The following is a 15,431-nucleotide window of genomic DNA, read 5'->3' as shown; positions in this document are numbered from 1 at the left end:
CTCATCTCGGTTATGCTCGCCGTTCGTCGTAAATGCCGGAGCCCCTGTCCCCATGTCCCCCACCCGCCTGTTGATTCCCCTCGTCCTTTCCTTGCTGGCCGCGTGCGCCTCGCAACCTGCGCACAACGTGACGGTGGAAAAACAAAGCGAATGCCCGGTGAAGATGAGCAGCGGGCAAAACCTGATCCTCACCCTGCCGAGCAACCCGACCACGGGCTACCGCTGGGCGATCCAGGATTCGGCCGGTGGCGTGCTGCGCGCGCTGGGACCGGAGGTGTATCGCAACCCTGAGGACGCCGGCGTCGTCGGCGCGGCTGGGGTCTCGACCTGGCGCTTCCAGGCCTTCGCCACCGGCAGCGGGCGTCTGCGCCTGACCTCGCAACAACCCTGGGCACCTGAAGTGCTGCCGGTGGACAGCTTCGACTGCGCGATCTCGGTCAACTGACCATGGGTTGGCTGATCCTGGCGCTGATGGGCGCAGCGACCTTCCTCTACGGGCTCACCGTGCACGCAGCGCTGCTGTGCCTGCTGGTCAAGCCGCTACCGGTGCTGGCCCTGCTCGGCTGGCTGCACGACGCGCCCCCCAGCGACTACAGGCGCTGGATCAGCCTGGGCCTGATTTTTTCCCTGATCGGGGATGTGCTCCTGGCCTGGCCGGGAGACTTGTTCGTGTTCGGCCTTGGGGCGTTCCTGCTCGCTCATCTGGCGTACCTGAAGGCTTATCTGAGTGATTGTCGGCGACTGGCGCCGCTGCCATTGCTGATCGCGCTGGCGGTGGGCGCGGTCCTGCTGGGGATTCTGATCGCCCATGGCCTGGGCCCGCTGCTGGTGCCGGTGATTGTCTATGGCCTGGCCATCAGCGCCATGCTCTGGCGGGCGCTGGCCCGCCTGGTCTCCGACGTGCCCCAGCGCTCGGCCTGGCTGGCGGCGGCCGGTGCCCTGGCGTTCGTGTTTTCCGACAGCGTGATCGGCATCAACCGCTTCGTCGCGCCGTTTCATGCCGCGCCTTATGTGATCATCCTCAGCTACTGGCTGGGGCAATGGGGGATTGCGGCGTCGGCGTTCGGTCGGAAATCGCGCTGAATCCATCGCGAGCAAGCCCGCTCCCACAGTTGATCCCGGCAGAACACAGTTCTTGTAGCCAGCTCAGAACCACCGTGGGAGCGGGCTTGCTCGCGAAAGCGGTCTCACTGAGAAAATAGACCGCTGAGGTCAGCCCGCCGGTTTATCAGACAACCCGCGCATCCGCGCGCCAACTTGGCTAAAATGCCGGCCTTTTCATCGACACCGCCGGAACTGCCGTGAGCAAAGAACCCGATCGCCTTTTCGCCCAGCCTTTGGCCCAGGTGCCTGACTTCGCCTTCAACGAAGACGTGGTGCGGGTGTTCCCGGACATGATCAAGCGCTCGGTGCCAGGTTATCCGACCATCGTGGAAAACCTCGGTGTGCTCGCGGCGCAGTTCGCCCAGCCCAATAGCGTGCTCTACGACCTCGGCTCGTCCCTTGGCGCCGTGACCCAGGCGTTGCGTCGACATGTGCGCACCGATGGCTGCCGTGTCATCGCTGTGGATAACTCGGCGGCGATGGTCGAGCGTTGCCGCGAATACCTCAACGGCCAGAATTCGATGTTTCAGGAATTGCTGCCGGTCGAAGTGATCGAGGGCGATATCCTCGCCCTGGAATTCCAGCCGGCCTCGGTGGTGGCGCTGAACTTCACCCTGCAATTCATCGCTCCGGCGCAGCGTACCGCACTGCTCTCGCGCATTCGCCAGTCGTTGCTGCCCGGTGGCGCCTTGATCCTCTCGGAAAAACTGCGCTTCGAAGACCCGCAGGAACACGCGCTGCTCACCGACCTGCACGTCGCGTTCAAACGCGCCAACGGCTACAGCGAACTGGAAATCGCCCAGAAGCGCAGCGCCATCGAAAACGTCATGAAGCCCGACAGCCTCGAAGAACACCGCGAGCGCCTGCTGGCCGCCGGGTTCTCCAAGGTCGTGCCGTGGTTCCAGTGCCTTAACTTTGCTTCCTTGATTGCCTTGCCATGATTGATCTGTCCCCCCTCGCCCGCCGCCTGGCCGGCACACCGCTGGCCGATTGGGCCAATACCCTGCAAGCCCAGCTCGACAAGAAAATGGAAAAGGGTCACGGCGACCTCGAGCGCTGGCAGAGTGCGCTCGATGCCCTGCCGAAGCTGCAACCGAGCCAGGTCGATCTGCTCGATGGCCTGACCCTGGACACCGATTGCGACGAGGCCACCCGCGCGCAGATGCGCACCGCACTGATGGGCCTGTCGCCGTGGCGCAAGGGACCGTTCGACCTGTTTGGCGTGCATGTCGACACCGAGTGGCGTTCGGACTGGAAATGGTCGCGGGTGGCGCCACACCTGGACCTCAAGGGCAAACGCATCCTCGACGTCGGCTGCGGCAACGGCTACTACATGTGGCGCATGCTCGGTGCCGGCGCCGACAGCGTGATCGGCGTCGATCCGAACTGGCTGTTCTTCTGCCAGTTCCAGGCGGTGCAGCGCTATCTGTCCGAACCGAATGCCTGGCACCTGCCGTTTCCGTTCGAAGACCTGCCGCCTAACCTGGAAGGTTTCGACACGGTGTTTTCCATGGGCGTGTTCTACCACCGCCGTTCGCCGATCGAGCATTTGCTGGCGCTCAAGGACACGCTGGTCAAGGGCGGCGAACTGGTGCTGGAGACGCTGGTGATCGAAGGCGATCAGCAACAGGTGCTGGTGCCGGAAGATCGCTACGCACAGATGCGCAACGTGTGGTTCCTGCCGTCCGTGCCGGCGCTGGAATTGTGGCTGCGGCGTGCCGGGTTCAGCGACGTGAAGTGCGTAGACGTGAGCGTGACCACGGTCGAGGAACAACGCGGCACCGAGTGGATGAAGTACCAGTCGCTCAGCGACTTCCTCGACCCCGAGGATCACAGCAAGACGATCGAAGGGTTGCCGGCGCCGATGCGGGCGGTGGTTGTGGCGAAGAAGTAAATCAATCTTCCCGCCCATGGAGATCAACTGTGGGAGCGGGCTTGCTCGCGAATGCGGTGTGTCAGCCCACAAGAAGGTTGCTGATACACCGCATTCGCGAGCAAGCCCGCTCCCACACTTTGATCGATGTTCAGTCTGTGGGCTTCGCCCTGCGCGCCCTGAAGAACTCGCTCAACACCGCCCCACACTCCTCGGCCAGCACCCCGCCTTCAAACAGTACCCGGTGATTCAAAAAGCCCTGGGTAAAAAACTGCCCCTGGCTCTGCACGATCCCGGCCTTGGGCTCCAGCGCGCCATACACCACCCGGGCGATCCGCGAATGCACGATCAGCCCGGCGCACATGCTGCACGGCTCAAGCGTCACGTAGAGGGTACTGCCGGGCAGACGATAATTGCTCGCGGCCAACGCGGCGGCGCGGATCGCCACCATCTCGGCGTGGGCGCTGGGGTCATTGCCGCTGATCGGGCAATTGAAACCGCGGCCGATGATCTCGCCGTCCTGCACCAGCACCGCGCCCACCGGCACTTCACCCAGCGCCGCGCCTTGCGCCGCCAGTGCCAGCGCCTCGCGCATGAAATCGCGATCACGGCTGCGGTCGATGATCGCAGCGGGTCGAATCTGGCGCATCACGCCACCTCGATGGCGGCCATCAGGCCGGTTTCCATGTGGTCGATCACATGGCAATGGAACATCCACACGCCGGGGTTATCCGCCACCAGCGCCACCTGCGCGCGCTCGTTCTTGCCCAGCAGGTAGGTGTCGGTGAAATACGGAATCACCTTGTGCCGGTTCGAGGCGATCACCTTGAAGCTCATGCCGTGCAGGTGGATCGGGTGCTGGTACTGGGTCAGGTTCTTCAATTCGAAAATGTAGCTCTGACCCTTTTTCAGCGTGGCAATCGGCCGGTCGGCGCAGGTCTTGTCGGTGATGTCCCAGGCCTTGCCGTTGATCTGCCACAGGCTCGGCGGCTTGCCATTTTCGACGTTGACCGACACCGAGCCGACCCATTCGAAATTGAAGTTGAGTTTCTCGGCATTGGCCAGGTCCGGCTCGGCCACCGGGTTGGCCGGCAGCGCCGCTGGCCAGGTGGTCGGCGCATCGTTGTTGGGCACCGAGCGCAAGGTGCCCAGGCGCACGGGACCGTTGCGCAAGGACAACTCCTCGCCGGCCGGCGGCGCCTTGATCGCCAGACAAATGCGCATGCCCGGACCCAGCCAGTATTCCTTGCCCAGCGGCCGAGGTTCGACGGGGTTGCCGTCCAGTGCATAGATCTGCGCTTCGACACCGGGGATGTTGATGCGGTACGTCAGGGTGTTGTCGAGGTTGAGCAGGCGCACCCGGGTAATCTGCCCGGCAGGCAGGTCGATGACCGGCGTGGGGACCCCGTTGATCGTCGACAGGCGCCCGGCGGTACCGCCCCTGGCGGCGTCCCGGGGGATGCTGAACTCGACGAAGTTGCCTTGCTCATCGACGTGCCAGTTTTTCAGGCTGAGGGTCTGTTCGTATTTGAAACCGGTGGGTTCGCGTTCCTCGACTATCAACGGCCCGACCAGCCCGCGCCCCAGTTCCTCGCTGCTGTTCACGTGGGGGTGATACCAGTAGCTGCCGGCGTCCGGTACGCGGAATTTGTAATCGAAATATTCCCCCGGCAACACCGGAAGCTGCGAGACGTAGGGCACGCCGTCCATTTCCAGCGGCAGGCGGATGCCGTGCCAGTGAATGGTGGTCGCCACCGGCAAATGGTTGATGAACCGCACCCGCAGCCATTCGCCCTGACGCACGCGCAACTCGGTGCCCGGCGCCGACGGCCCGAATGCCCAGGCTTGAGTCTTGTGCCCGGCCACCAGTTCGACGTCCAGCGGCGCGGCGATCAGCTCGTAGTCGTGGCCCGCCTCGGCATCGGCCCGCTTGCCCAGCCAGTAGCGCGACGCGCCGCCCGCACCGACGCCAACGACAACAAGACCGGCCAGGCCACCGAGGATTTGGCGACGGGTAAAGGACATGAACTCAACCACCTTACGTTTCCAGCGCAAACCCGCAGGCCTGCAAAAGGCGAATACGATACACCTGCGGTTGCGAAACAGTAAGGGCGGCGCGGCGGATGGACGCAGGCGCGGGTGCGGTACATATGTAGCGCACCGCCCCGGATCGAATGGTTCACCCTCGCCGTCCCCGTTCTCAAGGAATCGAGCCAATGAACCCGAAACAACCGCGTCCCTTGCCCAATGCCGCCGACAAGGCGGCCCTGAAGATTCTCGCCGCCCACGTCGTCAGGGCCTGTCCAAGCCTGCACGATGCGGCCCACGAAGTGGCCGCCCACCTGCTGGTCCAGCATGGTCTCAGCCATCTGGACCCCGACCAGGTGTATTTCCATCGTTTCAAGTCCGCGCAAAGCCTGGAAACGTCGTTCACCGGTTGGCAGCATTACGGCGAAAAGCCTTATGAATCCCTGACCCTGACGCAACTGGTGATCCACCGTTTCCGCGCCACCGACCAGGACAACGCCGACCTGCTGGACCTGTACGGCGGGTTCTACACCGCAGGCCCCGAGGCGCAAAATTTCGATGCCAGCAATGAAGTGCCTCTGCACGGCAACGAGGTGCTGAAGGCCTTCTGGGACATCGACTTCAGCCGGTTGTACCGCCAGCAACTGCACACGTTCTGGGACGCCTGGTCCGGCGATTTCCGCACGCTGGCCAAATGCACCTTCCTCGGCCGCGCCGTCGAAGCCCGCGACAATGGGCAGTTGAGCGACGATGATTGGCAAACCGCACTCGATGCCGTGATCGGCTCACTCACCTGGCCCGTCACCTTGAGGCTGTTGCGAACCGAGTTCGCACCCGGCCCGAACCTGCGCGTCGCGGCACTGGATATCGCCGGGCATGGTGCCAGCAATATCCTGCGCATCCTCGATGCCAAGGGCCGGCAGATCCTCTACCTGCCAGGTGAACGCCAGGCATTCCATGTGTTCGAAACGCCCTCGGACCTGCACGGCTGGATCCTCACGCAAATGAACGATGAAGCGCTTCGCCGCGCCTTCATGAACCACTTCCCGCTGTCCGAACGCCAGGCCATCGACGATCACCTGGCCGACCTGATGAATCGCCTGGTGAGCACCTGGGGTCAGGCCGATCACCATCTGATCAATCAGAAAGACCAGTCCATCAGCGGGGACGCCTTCGCTTGGTTGCGCGATTCGACTCGCCGCACGATGGCCCATGAAGCCGATCTGGCACTGACCTCCAATGGCGATCTGCGCAAAAAGCTCTGGATCGGCTACCTGAGTGCCGGCCTGAAGGTGTTCGGCCCGATGGCCGCCGTCGGCTGGCCGGTGGCGCTGCCGGTGATTGGCGCCGGGGTGGCGAGCATGGGCCTGAACATCGATCAGGCGGTGAATGGCAAGACGGCCGCCGAGCGCAAGGACGGCGTGATCGGGGCGATCTTCAATGCCATCGACGTGCTGTTCAACTTGCCGTTTCTCAAAGGTGTCGGGCCAATGGCCGAGGTCGGCGTCGAGGTCGACGCGGCCGAAGCGGCGGAATGGGATGAGTATTCCGAAGCGCTGCGCCCCCCGGAAGAACCCGCGCCTCCCAGCAAGCCTGAGGTACAGACCGAGGGGGCTTTGCCGACTCCGGGGGAAATCCCCCGCGCGCCCGCAGAACCGGTTCGCCCCCGCGACATACCGCAAAAATTTCAAACCAACGAACTGCTGGATGGCAAAACCCCGATCAGCGAGCCCGGAAAATTCCAGGGCATCTACACGCTCGACGGCGATCCGCCTCACGCCATCCTGATCGACGACAGCGCCTACTACGTGCGCTACTTTCCCGACGCCCGGGGCGGCGGGTACTGGGCCATCGTCGATCCCGCCAGGCCCAACCAGTTCATCCACTCACTGCCCGTGCACCTGAACGCCGAAGGCCAATGGGAACGGATGCCCAGGCTGCGTTTGCCGGCGGGCGGGCAATGCTTTGGCAAAGGCTGTGTGCTCGAACTGGACTCATCGCTGGAAGGTTCGCAGACGGAAAACTCGCTGGAAACCCTGCCGTCCCGCACTGAAGAAACAGAGTTATCCGACGCTTCGGCCCCGCGGATGGTGACGACCGCCTACGATGTCGACAGGCACGCCTTGCCCCGTCTGAAACGCTGGGCACTGGGCATTCCCGAAACCCACGTTCGAGTGCAGATCGGCCCCGGCGGCGCACTGGTCGTGCCCGACCGCTATGCCCCGAACTTTGCCGAGAAAGCGCGGGCACTGCTGCTGTCGAGCAGGCGCTTCTATGCAAACCTGCAGTGGCAAAGCCTGCCTGTGCGCCCGACAATCCCCACCCTGGAGCCTTCGACATCGTTCAGTGCGTTGGTGGAACGTGTGTTCATCGAAGCGCCCGGCCTGGTCATCGGTGAAACCCTTGACCGGCTCACCAGCATGCGTCTGGTGATCGAGAACATGCCCTCTATGGCGGCCCAAGGGCTGAAAACCATTTACATGCGTCGATTGCTGGCCGACTTTGCCCAGGCAGATCTCAACGACTACTTCACCAGCGGTGTCATGTCCGAGGACCTGCTGAGCTATCTGCGACGTCTGGGCACCGACCCCACCGGCCGATTCAACCAGCTGGAACTGGTCAAGAGCGCGCAGGCCAATGGGGTGCGCGTCCAGGCCCTGGATTGCGCGGCGAACTATCGCAGACCGGTCCCGCAAACCGCCGTGGACGAACAGATGATGGCCAATCACCTGACCAACGAAATCATGTTCACCGACAAGTTACTGAACGGTCAAGGCAAGTGGCTGATACTGACCGGTGCCGAGAGCACCAACACCTTCAGAGGCCTGGCAGGGCTCGCTGAGCTGGAAGGTGGCATCGGTGTGCGGATCGAAGACGTCAACCCGGGGCAAGGGCAGCGCCTGGAGATCGATCCTGGTATCGACGTCGATCGCGGGCCCTTTTTCACCGACGACAACACGCGCGGAACCGCCGATACGCTGCAGGCGGACTTGCGCCTGCAAGTGGAAGTGCCTCAGCTGACACGCACCGACGAGTATCTCCAGCGCTTGCTGTATCGCAAGGGGATGTACCTGTTCGAGAAGGCCGGGGATGCGTACACCCTCGTCCATCGCGGTACCAGTGGCTCCCTTATGCGAACCGCCGTGGAGCCCATGGCCGATGGCAACGTCTGCATCAATCGCCCGGCGTGGACCCAGGTCAGCGGCAAGCCGTTCGCCAGCATCGATCAGCTGTCGCACGCACTCAATGGCATGGGGCTGGTGCTGCAGAACCGTATCCCGAGTTGATCAGCCTGCTCGATGTTCAATGACCCGCCGGGCCGTGTTCGGCCTGTGCGGGTTCAGGATTCGCTCGTCTGGCGCGACGTTTTCCTATGCACCCCATCCTTGATCCGACATCACGGTGCCCTGACGTCTGACAGACCCATCGCCCTCCGGCCTGAAATGATCGCGGCTGTTTTCACCCACCCACGATCAAGGAAAGCCTGTGGACACTCAAAAAGACCCCGCACTGCCCAACGCCGCTGACAGAGAGGCACTCAAGGCGCTGGTTCCGACCATGGTCGAAGCCTGCCCCGACCTGTATGAAATGGCCTGCGCCATCGCCCGGGACATTCTTGTCAGACATGACCTTGCCCACCTGGAGCCCGAACAGGTTTATTTCCACCGCTTTCGCGCCGCCCAAAGCAGCCCGCGCACCTTTACCGGCTGGGAACACCGGCTCGAAACCCCGCGCGAATCGATGACCCTGCCGCAACTGGTGATCCAGCGCTTCAACGTGCATGACCAGGACAACGCCGACCTGCTGGACGCCGACGCCGGTTTCTACACCGCCGGGCCGGACGCGCAAAACTATGACGAAAGCAATGAAGTCCGGCTGCACGCCAAGGTCGTGTTGAAGGCTTTCTGGGAGATCGACTTCGCCGATCACTACCGGCAAAAGATCAAGTCGTTCTGGAACAAGCACAGCAAAACCTTCCGCGCGCTGGCCAAGTGCACCTTCCTCGCCAAGGCCATGGAAGACCGTGAAAGCGGCCGGCTATCCGATCAAAACTTCAAGACGGTGGTCAGCGCCGTCGCGGGAAACATCCGTTGGCCGGTGACGCGACAGATGCTCGAAGACGAAGCACCGCCAGCCAAGGGCGTGCGTGTCAGCCTGCTGAAGATCGGCGGGTTCGTGGCCACCGACATCCTGTGCATCGTCGATGCCCAGGGCCGGAAAATGATCTACACCCCTGGCGAAATCTGGGGCGTGCACGCCTTGCAGTCCGATCGTCATGTGCACTGGTGGGTCCTGTCGAAAATCGGCAAGCCATCGGACCGCAAACGTTTAATGGCGCACTTCCAGGTCGCCGACCACGACATCATGCAAGACACGTCCTCGCGCCAGAGTGCCAAGCGCAGTTGGCTCTCTCTGGAGAATCCAGGCGTGAACCTCGTCGCCCTGTTGTTCCGTGAGCCGCACATCGAGAACGTCGGGCTCAATCACGTGCTGGACCTGCTGGTCAGCACCTGGGACAGCAACGATCACCAACTGGTGGAACACAGCGCCGAAGCCCTGGACGGCGATGCCTTCACCTTTCTGGCGAGCGCCACCCATGCGCGCATGATCAGCGACGCCGAGTTCATGCTGCACTCCAATGGCGAGCTGCGTAAAAAACTGTGGATCGGCTACCTCAACGCCTTCAACAAAATGTTCGGTCCCATGGCCGCCGTGGGCTGGCCGGTCGCTCTGGCGGTCGTCGGCGCGGGTATCGCCAACGTTGGCCTGCAGATCGACCAGGCGGTCAACGGCAAAACCCCGGGCGCGCGCAAATCGGCGGTGACCGCAGCGATTTTCACCGCCATCGACACGCTGTTCAACGCCACGTTCCTCAAGGGCCCGGAGCTTCCGGAAATCGCCGAAACCTCGATGCTGATCGAGGAAGAAGAGCATCTGCTGTTTGCCGAGCAGGCCCGGACGCCACTGCCGACACTGCAGGAGATCGCCCCGAAACAGGTGCTCCCCGCCGCGCCGGAAGACTTTCTCGCGGCCTTCAAGACCACGGTCGGCGAAGCCACGATGGTCCAGACCGATAGCCCGAAATTCCAGGAGATCATCACCACTGCGTCCGGCAAGCATTACATCTACATGCGTCGCGCTGGCAGCGATGGGTTCTATGCGGTGCGTTACGTCGAGCAGATCCGCGGCTGGGTCATCGTCGATCCGCTTCATCCGCATTCGTTTTATCGCAATGTGCCAGTGCGCCTGAACGAGGCGCTGAAATGGCAACCGGTCGCGCGTCCCGGCCTGCGGGGCGGCATGAAGATTTTCGGCGAATGGCCCTGGGGCCACACCGCCAGCGCGCTGCCAGAGACGGCGACGCCCCCGATGCCGTATGACGTTCCGCCCACGTCGACACCGGCGCTGCGGGCATTGGCGCAAAGCCGAGTCGAGGATTTCCCGCTGGACCCGGTGCACGGCAGCGACAGCCTCTATCAGGACTTCAAGAGCCTGCGCCGCAGCCTGTATGACGACGCCATCGACTTCTACAGCGCCCCGAGCGTGCCGCCGCGCCCGACGGTGCCGGCCTTCAAACCCTCGACCCCGTTTGCCGACATGAGCAAGCGCCTGTTCAAGGAGGCGCCCGGCCTGGTGATCGGTCAGGACACCGCCGCCACGGGCCCCCGGCAAGTGCTGATCGACAACTTCAAAGTGCTGAACAAGCAGAAGGTCAGAACCCTGTACCTGGATCATCTGCTGACCGATTTCCACCAGGCGGATCTCGACCTGTTCCATCGCACCGGGAAGATGCCGTCCGCGCTCGAGGAATCGCTGCAGGCGCTGGATGTCCGCTTCGGCAGCGACCCGACCGGCCCCCACAGCTACACGGCGCTGGTCAAGGCGGCGCAGAAAAACCATCTTCGCGTACAAGCCATCGACTGCATGGCCAGCCGCCGCTTCCCGCACATGGAGCGGACCACGGAGGCCAGCAGCCGCAAGATGATGAATTACTTTTCCGACACCGCGATCCGCGCAGACCAGGCCGCTCACGGGGCCAACCGCTGGGTGGCATTGGTGGACGAAGTGCGTGCCAGCACCTTCAAACGCGTCGCCGGCGTCAGCGAACTGCAAGGTGCCGTCTCCCTTCGCGTGGAAGAATTGCCCGTCGGCAGGGCGAATGGCCTGGGGGCCGATCCAGGGAAAAAGGTGCGGGACCTGCTGGGCAACCCCATTGATTTGCTCAAGAGCGATCTGCGCCTGCAACTGGACGGCCCGCCGCCGACGATCACCGCCAACAGCGTCGAAAATGCCTTGCCCAGGGGCGGCATGTTCATGATCCAGGACAACGACACGCTCATCCATCGCAGCAGCGACGGTTCACTGGTGCAGACACCGATCCAGCACGATGCCGGCGGCTTTTTTGTCGTGCGCCCGCGATGGGGCATGGTCAGTGGACGGCACTTCGACAGCGTCCATGAACTGGCCCTGGGGATTGAGGATGAAGGCTTGTCGCTGACGCGTGTGCGCATTGACCCTCTGGCGGGCGAATCGCCAGTGCGCGAGCCGTCGCCCTCCACGTCCGTCACTCGCGACCAGACCACAGCGCAATCGACGCTGCCCGACACCGCGCTGTTCCGTTCGCCCTATGAAATTCCCCACCCGTATCGCGCAAGACTGAAACAGGCCGCCTCTGCACCGGGCGGCCGATCACTGGGGGATCACATCGTGAGCATCAGTGGCGACTCCCCCCTGGAAGTGTTCAAGGCCCTACGCAAAAACCTGCGCGACGCGGCCACGCGCTTCTATGCCGAATTGAACCTTGCACCGCGTCCGGCGATGCCGCCCCTCGACCCGGCTTCCAGCGCCGAGTCATTCATCGACTGGTGGATCGAACATTTCGACGGGCTGGTCATCGGTGAAAGTCATGCCGAAATCGGCAGCAAGCAATGGTTGATCGAACAGATGCCGATGCTCTCTCGCAAGGGCGTGAAAACCCTGTACATGGAGCATCTGCTCACCGACTTCCATCAGGCCGCGTTGGACAACTTCGCCAAGACCTCGGTCATGCCCAGGGATCTGGAGTTGTACCTGCAAAGCCTTGATCAGGGCCATGGGACGGACCCCCTGCAACGTTTCAACTTCCTCGAGCTGGTGAAAGAAGCCAACCGCCACGGCATACGGATCCAGGCCATCGACTGCATGACCAGTTATCGCCTTGAAGGCCTGTCGGGCCTGGGCAAGACGACCCGGCAACAGATGATGAATTACTACGCCCATACCGTGATCGACGCCGATCAGGCCGTGCGCGGGTCACACAAATGGGTGGCGCTGATGGGCAATTCACATGCGAACACCTATGAAGGTGTCGCCGGAGTCAGTGAACTGGACAAGGCTATCGGGCTGCGCATCGAGGATGTGACCAAAGGGCCGTCGCGCGGCTACGAGCCGGATCCCGGACAAACCTTCGTCGACAATGAAGGCAGGCCCGCCGCTCACGTCAGGAGCGATCTGCGTCTGCAATTCCCCACCCCGTTCCACGCACAGTCGGCACAGGAGATCGAACAGTTATTGCCCCGTCCGGGGATGTACAGCCTGCAAAAGGAGCTCGAAAGCACTTCGCTGATTCATCGGGGGCGAGACGGTGCCATTGCCAGGACACCCGTTCGCTTTGAATCCGGTCGCTATTTCATCGAGCGTCCGGCCTGGCCGACGTTGCACCAGAAACGCTTCGACAGCATGCAGGCCCTGTTCAAGGCACTGGATGAGCGAGGCATGACCCTGGCCAGCTGATCGAATGATACCACCCTGTCTCGTCCCGAATGCCCCGATCCGGGGCGAGACCGGGTGCAAACCGACGCCTGCGCCCCTCCATGTGACAAAATGTTTCCCAGCCACTTTTGATGTTGTACGATGACGTACCTGTACAGGGCAGACCCACAATTCATAAAAAATGGGGAAGATCGACCTGTGATCATCAGCAGCATCGAAGTTATTCGCATCAGCATCCCGTTCAGTACCGGCGCCAGCCAACGGCAGAATCACGGCCAGGCCAAGGACGACGACGCTTTCAATGCCGCCTCGCCGAGCCATCAGCGCATGCAGAGCCTGATGCTGAAAATCACCACGGACACCGGATTGGTGGGCTGGGGTGAAGCCTTCGGGCACGGCTCCAATCCGGTGACGTACCAGGCGTTGTCGGCGGTCGTCGGCCCGATGTTCATCGGCACGTCGCTGGCAGATCGCGAGAAGACCCTGGAAAAGGCGCGTCGCGCCTTGCATGGCTTTGGCTCGACCGGCGCGATGGTCTACGCCCTTTCGGGCATCGACATCGCCCTGTGGGACCTCGCGGCCCAGGTCGCTGGCGTTCCCCTGTACCAACTGCTGGGTGGCACCGCGCGTACGCTCGAGCTGTATGCGAGCCTGGTCAGCTATGGCAACGATCCTGACGAAGTCTATCGACAAGTCAGCCGTGCCCGCGACCTGGGCTTTCGCAAGATCAAACTGCACGAAACCCACGTCGACGCGATAGCCGCTGCCCGCCGGGCACTGCCTGTAGCGGCCGGCGAGTTGATGGTGGATGTGAATTGCCCATGGTCGGTGGCTGAAGCCAGCGAAGTCGCCGAGCGCTTGCGCGCGCTGGAACTGACCTGGCTGGAGGAACCGGTCTGGCCACCTGACGATGCCGCCGGGCTGGCGCTGGTACGTCGCAACGGCGTGCCGCTGTCCGCCGGGGAGAACGCTGCCGGCGTGCAAGGCATCAAGACCCTGCTGGAACAGCAGGCGATTGACGTCGTGCAACCCAGCGTGGCGAAAATCGGCGGCATCGGCGCCATGCTCCAGGTGTTTGCCCTGGCGCGCCAACACGGCGTGAAAGTCGTACCGCACTGCTTCTATTTCGGCCCTGGCCTGTTGGCCGTGGCGCACCTGTGCACGTTGCTGCCCCAGGAAGTGGCGGTGGAGGTGCCGTTCATTGAATTCGAACGCCTGCTCTACCCCGCCCTGGCCTTCAAGCCCCGCATGGAACTGCCGACTGACGCCGGCCTGGGTTTCAAACCGGATCTGCAAGTGATCGAAGACTACTGCCTGGAACGGACTTTGATCGATTGAGCCCCCGCTGTTTTCTGTCAATAATAAAGGCCATAAAAGAATGAAAGGCTATTACCGTTGGAACATTGCCGGGCTGCTGTTCTTCGCCGGCATGCTCAATTACCTGGACCGCGCGGCGCTCTCGGTGGTCGCGCCACTGCTCAAGACCGAACTGCACATCGACGATGCGCAAATGGGTTTCATCTTCAGCTCGTTTTTCTTCGGCTACTGCGCCCTGTGCTTCATCGGCGGCTGGGCGGCGGACAAATACGGGCCGAAAAAGGTGTTCGCCTGGGCCGCCGGCAGCTGGTCGGTGTTCTGCGGCCTGACTGCGGTCATCACCGGTTACCTGCAACTGCTGATCTTCCGGGTGTTGTTCGGCATGGGTGAGGGGCCGATGGGCACCACCACCAACAAGTCGATCACCAACTGGTTTCCGCGCCAGGAAGCGGGACGGGCGCTGGGCTTCACCAACTGCGGGCAACCCTTGGGCGCGGCCCTGGCCGGCCCGGTGGTCGGACTGGTGGCGTTCAACTTCGGCTGGCGCATTTCCTTCGTCGTCATCGCCGTGCTGGGCGCCCTGTGGTTGCTGGCCTGGCTGATGATCTTCAAGGACACCCCGGATCAGCATGCGAGCGTTTCCCAGGCCGAGCGCGACTTCATTCGCGCGGGCCGCGAGGAAGTGCTGGTGGAAAACGTTGAAGAAGGCCGCAGCCTGTTCAGCTACATCTTCTCCATCCCGGTGCTGGCGGTCGCGACCGCGTTCTTCTGCTTCAACTACGTGCTGTACTTCTTCCTCACCTGGCTCCCCAGCTACCTGATGGACTACCAGCACCTGGACATCAAGAGCATGAGCATCATCGGCGTCATCCCCTGGCTCGGCGCGGCAGTGGGATTCCTCGGTGGCGGCTTCCTGACCGATGCCCTGACCAAACGGCTCGGTAACGTCATCCTTGCCCGCAAAATCATGCTCACCCTGGGCCTGGGCGTTGCGGCGACCTGCGTGCTGATCACCACCCAGGTGACCTCGCTGGGCATGGCGGTGGCCTGCATCACCGTCTCCAGCGTGTTCCTGTTCGTCACCCCACAGATCTGCTGGGCGCTGATCCAGGACATCGTGCCGAAAAACCGCGTCGGCGGCACCGGTGGCTTCGTTCACCTGCTGGCCAACATCGCCGGGATCATCGCGCCCACGCTGACCGGGCTGGTCGTTCAATACGGCGGCGGCTACAACGTGGCCTTCATCATCTCGGCGGCGGTGTGTGGGTTGGGGATGTTGGTGGTGGTGTTGGCGGTGAAGGGGCAGAGTCATCAAGGCTCGGCTGTAGCGGCGGTTGTGCGCTGAGAATTGCGAGTG

At 62.8% G+C, this 15,431-nt stretch carries 10 protein-coding genes; 8 read left to right on the top strand and 2 right to left on the bottom strand.

Going from position 1 to position 15,431, the window contains the following annotated elements; all coding sequences use genetic code 11:
* Nucleotides 1-52 precede the first annotated feature (52 nt).
* The 4 genes from QIW53_RS08760 (at nucleotide 53) to cmoB (ending at nucleotide 2,998) form a co-directional block, all read left to right on the top strand.
* Nucleotides 53-445, top strand: coding sequence for a protease inhibitor I42 family protein (locus QIW53_RS08760; protein WP_371049237.1), 393 nt, complete (start codon nucleotides 53-55; stop codon nucleotides 443-445).
* A gap of 2 nt (nucleotides 446-447) precedes the next feature.
* Entirely contained in the window at nucleotides 448-1,083 is a 636-nt protein-coding gene (locus QIW53_RS08755; RefSeq protein ID WP_371049236.1) for a lysoplasmalogenase, read from the top strand.
* Between the two features lie 218 nt (nucleotides 1,084-1,301).
* On the top strand, nucleotides 1,302-2,045 hold the full coding sequence (gene cmoA / locus QIW53_RS08750) for a carboxy-S-adenosyl-L-methionine synthase CmoA (protein WP_371049235.1): 744 nt from the start codon (nucleotides 1,302-1,304) through the stop codon (nucleotides 2,043-2,045).
* Nucleotides 2,042-2,998, top strand: a complete 957-nt coding sequence (cmoB, locus tag QIW53_RS08745; RefSeq protein WP_371049234.1) for a tRNA 5-methoxyuridine(34)/uridine 5-oxyacetic acid(34) synthase CmoB — start codon at nucleotides 2,042-2,044, stop codon at nucleotides 2,996-2,998. Before cmoA ends, cmoB begins: the two co-directional genes overlap by 4 nt.
* Nucleotides 2,999-3,128: 130 nt before the next feature.
* Here the strand turns inward: cmoB and tadA are convergent, their stop codons facing one another.
* Both tadA and QIW53_RS08735 read right to left on the bottom strand, forming a co-directional pair.
* The gene (gene tadA / locus QIW53_RS08740) at nucleotides 3,129-3,626 is read right to left on the bottom strand and encodes a tRNA adenosine(34) deaminase TadA (protein WP_371049233.1); all 498 of its coding nucleotides are present in this window, start codon (nucleotides 3,624-3,626) and stop codon (nucleotides 3,129-3,131) included.
* Complete coding sequence (locus QIW53_RS08735) at nucleotides 3,626-5,002, bottom strand: multicopper oxidase family protein (RefSeq protein ID WP_371049232.1); 1,377 nt, start codon at nucleotides 5,000-5,002, stop codon at nucleotides 3,626-3,628. Before QIW53_RS08735 ends, tadA begins: the two co-directional genes overlap by 1 nt.
* 191 nt (nucleotides 5,003-5,193) lie before the next feature.
* Here QIW53_RS08735 and QIW53_RS08730 point away from each other — a divergent pair, with 191 nt between their 5' ends.
* The 4 genes from QIW53_RS08730 to QIW53_RS08715 all read left to right on the top strand — a co-directional run bounded on the left by QIW53_RS08730 (nucleotide 5,194) and on the right by QIW53_RS08715 (nucleotide 15,419).
* Entirely contained in the window at nucleotides 5,194-8,292 is a 3,099-nt protein-coding gene (locus tag QIW53_RS08730; RefSeq protein WP_371049231.1) for a dermonecrotic toxin domain-containing protein, read from the top strand.
* A gap of 199 nt (nucleotides 8,293-8,491) precedes the next feature.
* On the top strand, nucleotides 8,492-12,778 hold the full coding sequence (locus tag QIW53_RS08725) for a membrane-targeted effector domain-containing toxin (RefSeq protein WP_371049230.1): 4,287 nt from the start codon (nucleotides 8,492-8,494) through the stop codon (nucleotides 12,776-12,778).
* A 177-nt stretch (nucleotides 12,779-12,955) separates the two neighbouring features.
* Entirely contained in the window at nucleotides 12,956-14,095 is a 1,140-nt protein-coding gene (locus tag QIW53_RS08720) for a mandelate racemase/muconate lactonizing enzyme family protein (protein ID WP_371049229.1), read from the top strand.
* A 40-nt stretch (nucleotides 14,096-14,135) separates the two neighbouring features.
* Nucleotides 14,136-15,419 carry an MFS transporter gene (locus tag QIW53_RS08715; protein ID WP_371049228.1) on the top strand — a complete coding sequence of 428 codons (1,284 nt, stop codon included), beginning with the start codon at nucleotides 14,136-14,138 and terminating at the stop codon, nucleotides 15,417-15,419.
* Nucleotides 15,420-15,431: the final 12 nt, after the last annotated feature.

The sequence above is a fragment of the Pseudomonas fluorescens genome, from assembly GCF_041354075.1.
GTDB classification, from domain to species: domain Bacteria; phylum Pseudomonadota; class Gammaproteobacteria; order Pseudomonadales; family Pseudomonadaceae; genus Aquipseudomonas; species Aquipseudomonas fluorescens_CE.
Note: the sequence above shows the minus strand (reverse complement) of the source record. Positions and strands in the feature narration are given on the sequence as shown.

Coding starts and splice junctions, on each gene's coding strand:
- cmoB (WP_371049234.1), top strand. CDS start 2,042: ATGATTGATCTGTCCCCCCTCGCCCGCCGCCTGGCCGGCACACCGCTG.
- QIW53_RS08730 (WP_371049231.1), top strand. CDS start 5,194: ATGAACCCGAAACAACCGCGTCCCTTGCCCAATGCCGCCGACAAGGCG.
- QIW53_RS08755 (WP_371049236.1), top strand. CDS start 448: ATGGGTTGGCTGATCCTGGCGCTGATGGGCGCAGCGACCTTCCTCTAC.
- tadA (WP_371049233.1), bottom strand. CDS start 3,626: ATGCGCCAGATTCGACCCGCTGCGATCATCGACCGCAGCCGTGATCGC.
- QIW53_RS08715 (WP_371049228.1), top strand. CDS start 14,136: ATGAAAGGCTATTACCGTTGGAACATTGCCGGGCTGCTGTTCTTCGCC.
- QIW53_RS08735 (WP_371049232.1), bottom strand. CDS start 5,002: ATGTCCTTTACCCGTCGCCAAATCCTCGGTGGCCTGGCCGGTCTTGTT.
- QIW53_RS08760 (WP_371049237.1), top strand. CDS start 53: ATGTCCCCCACCCGCCTGTTGATTCCCCTCGTCCTTTCCTTGCTGGCC.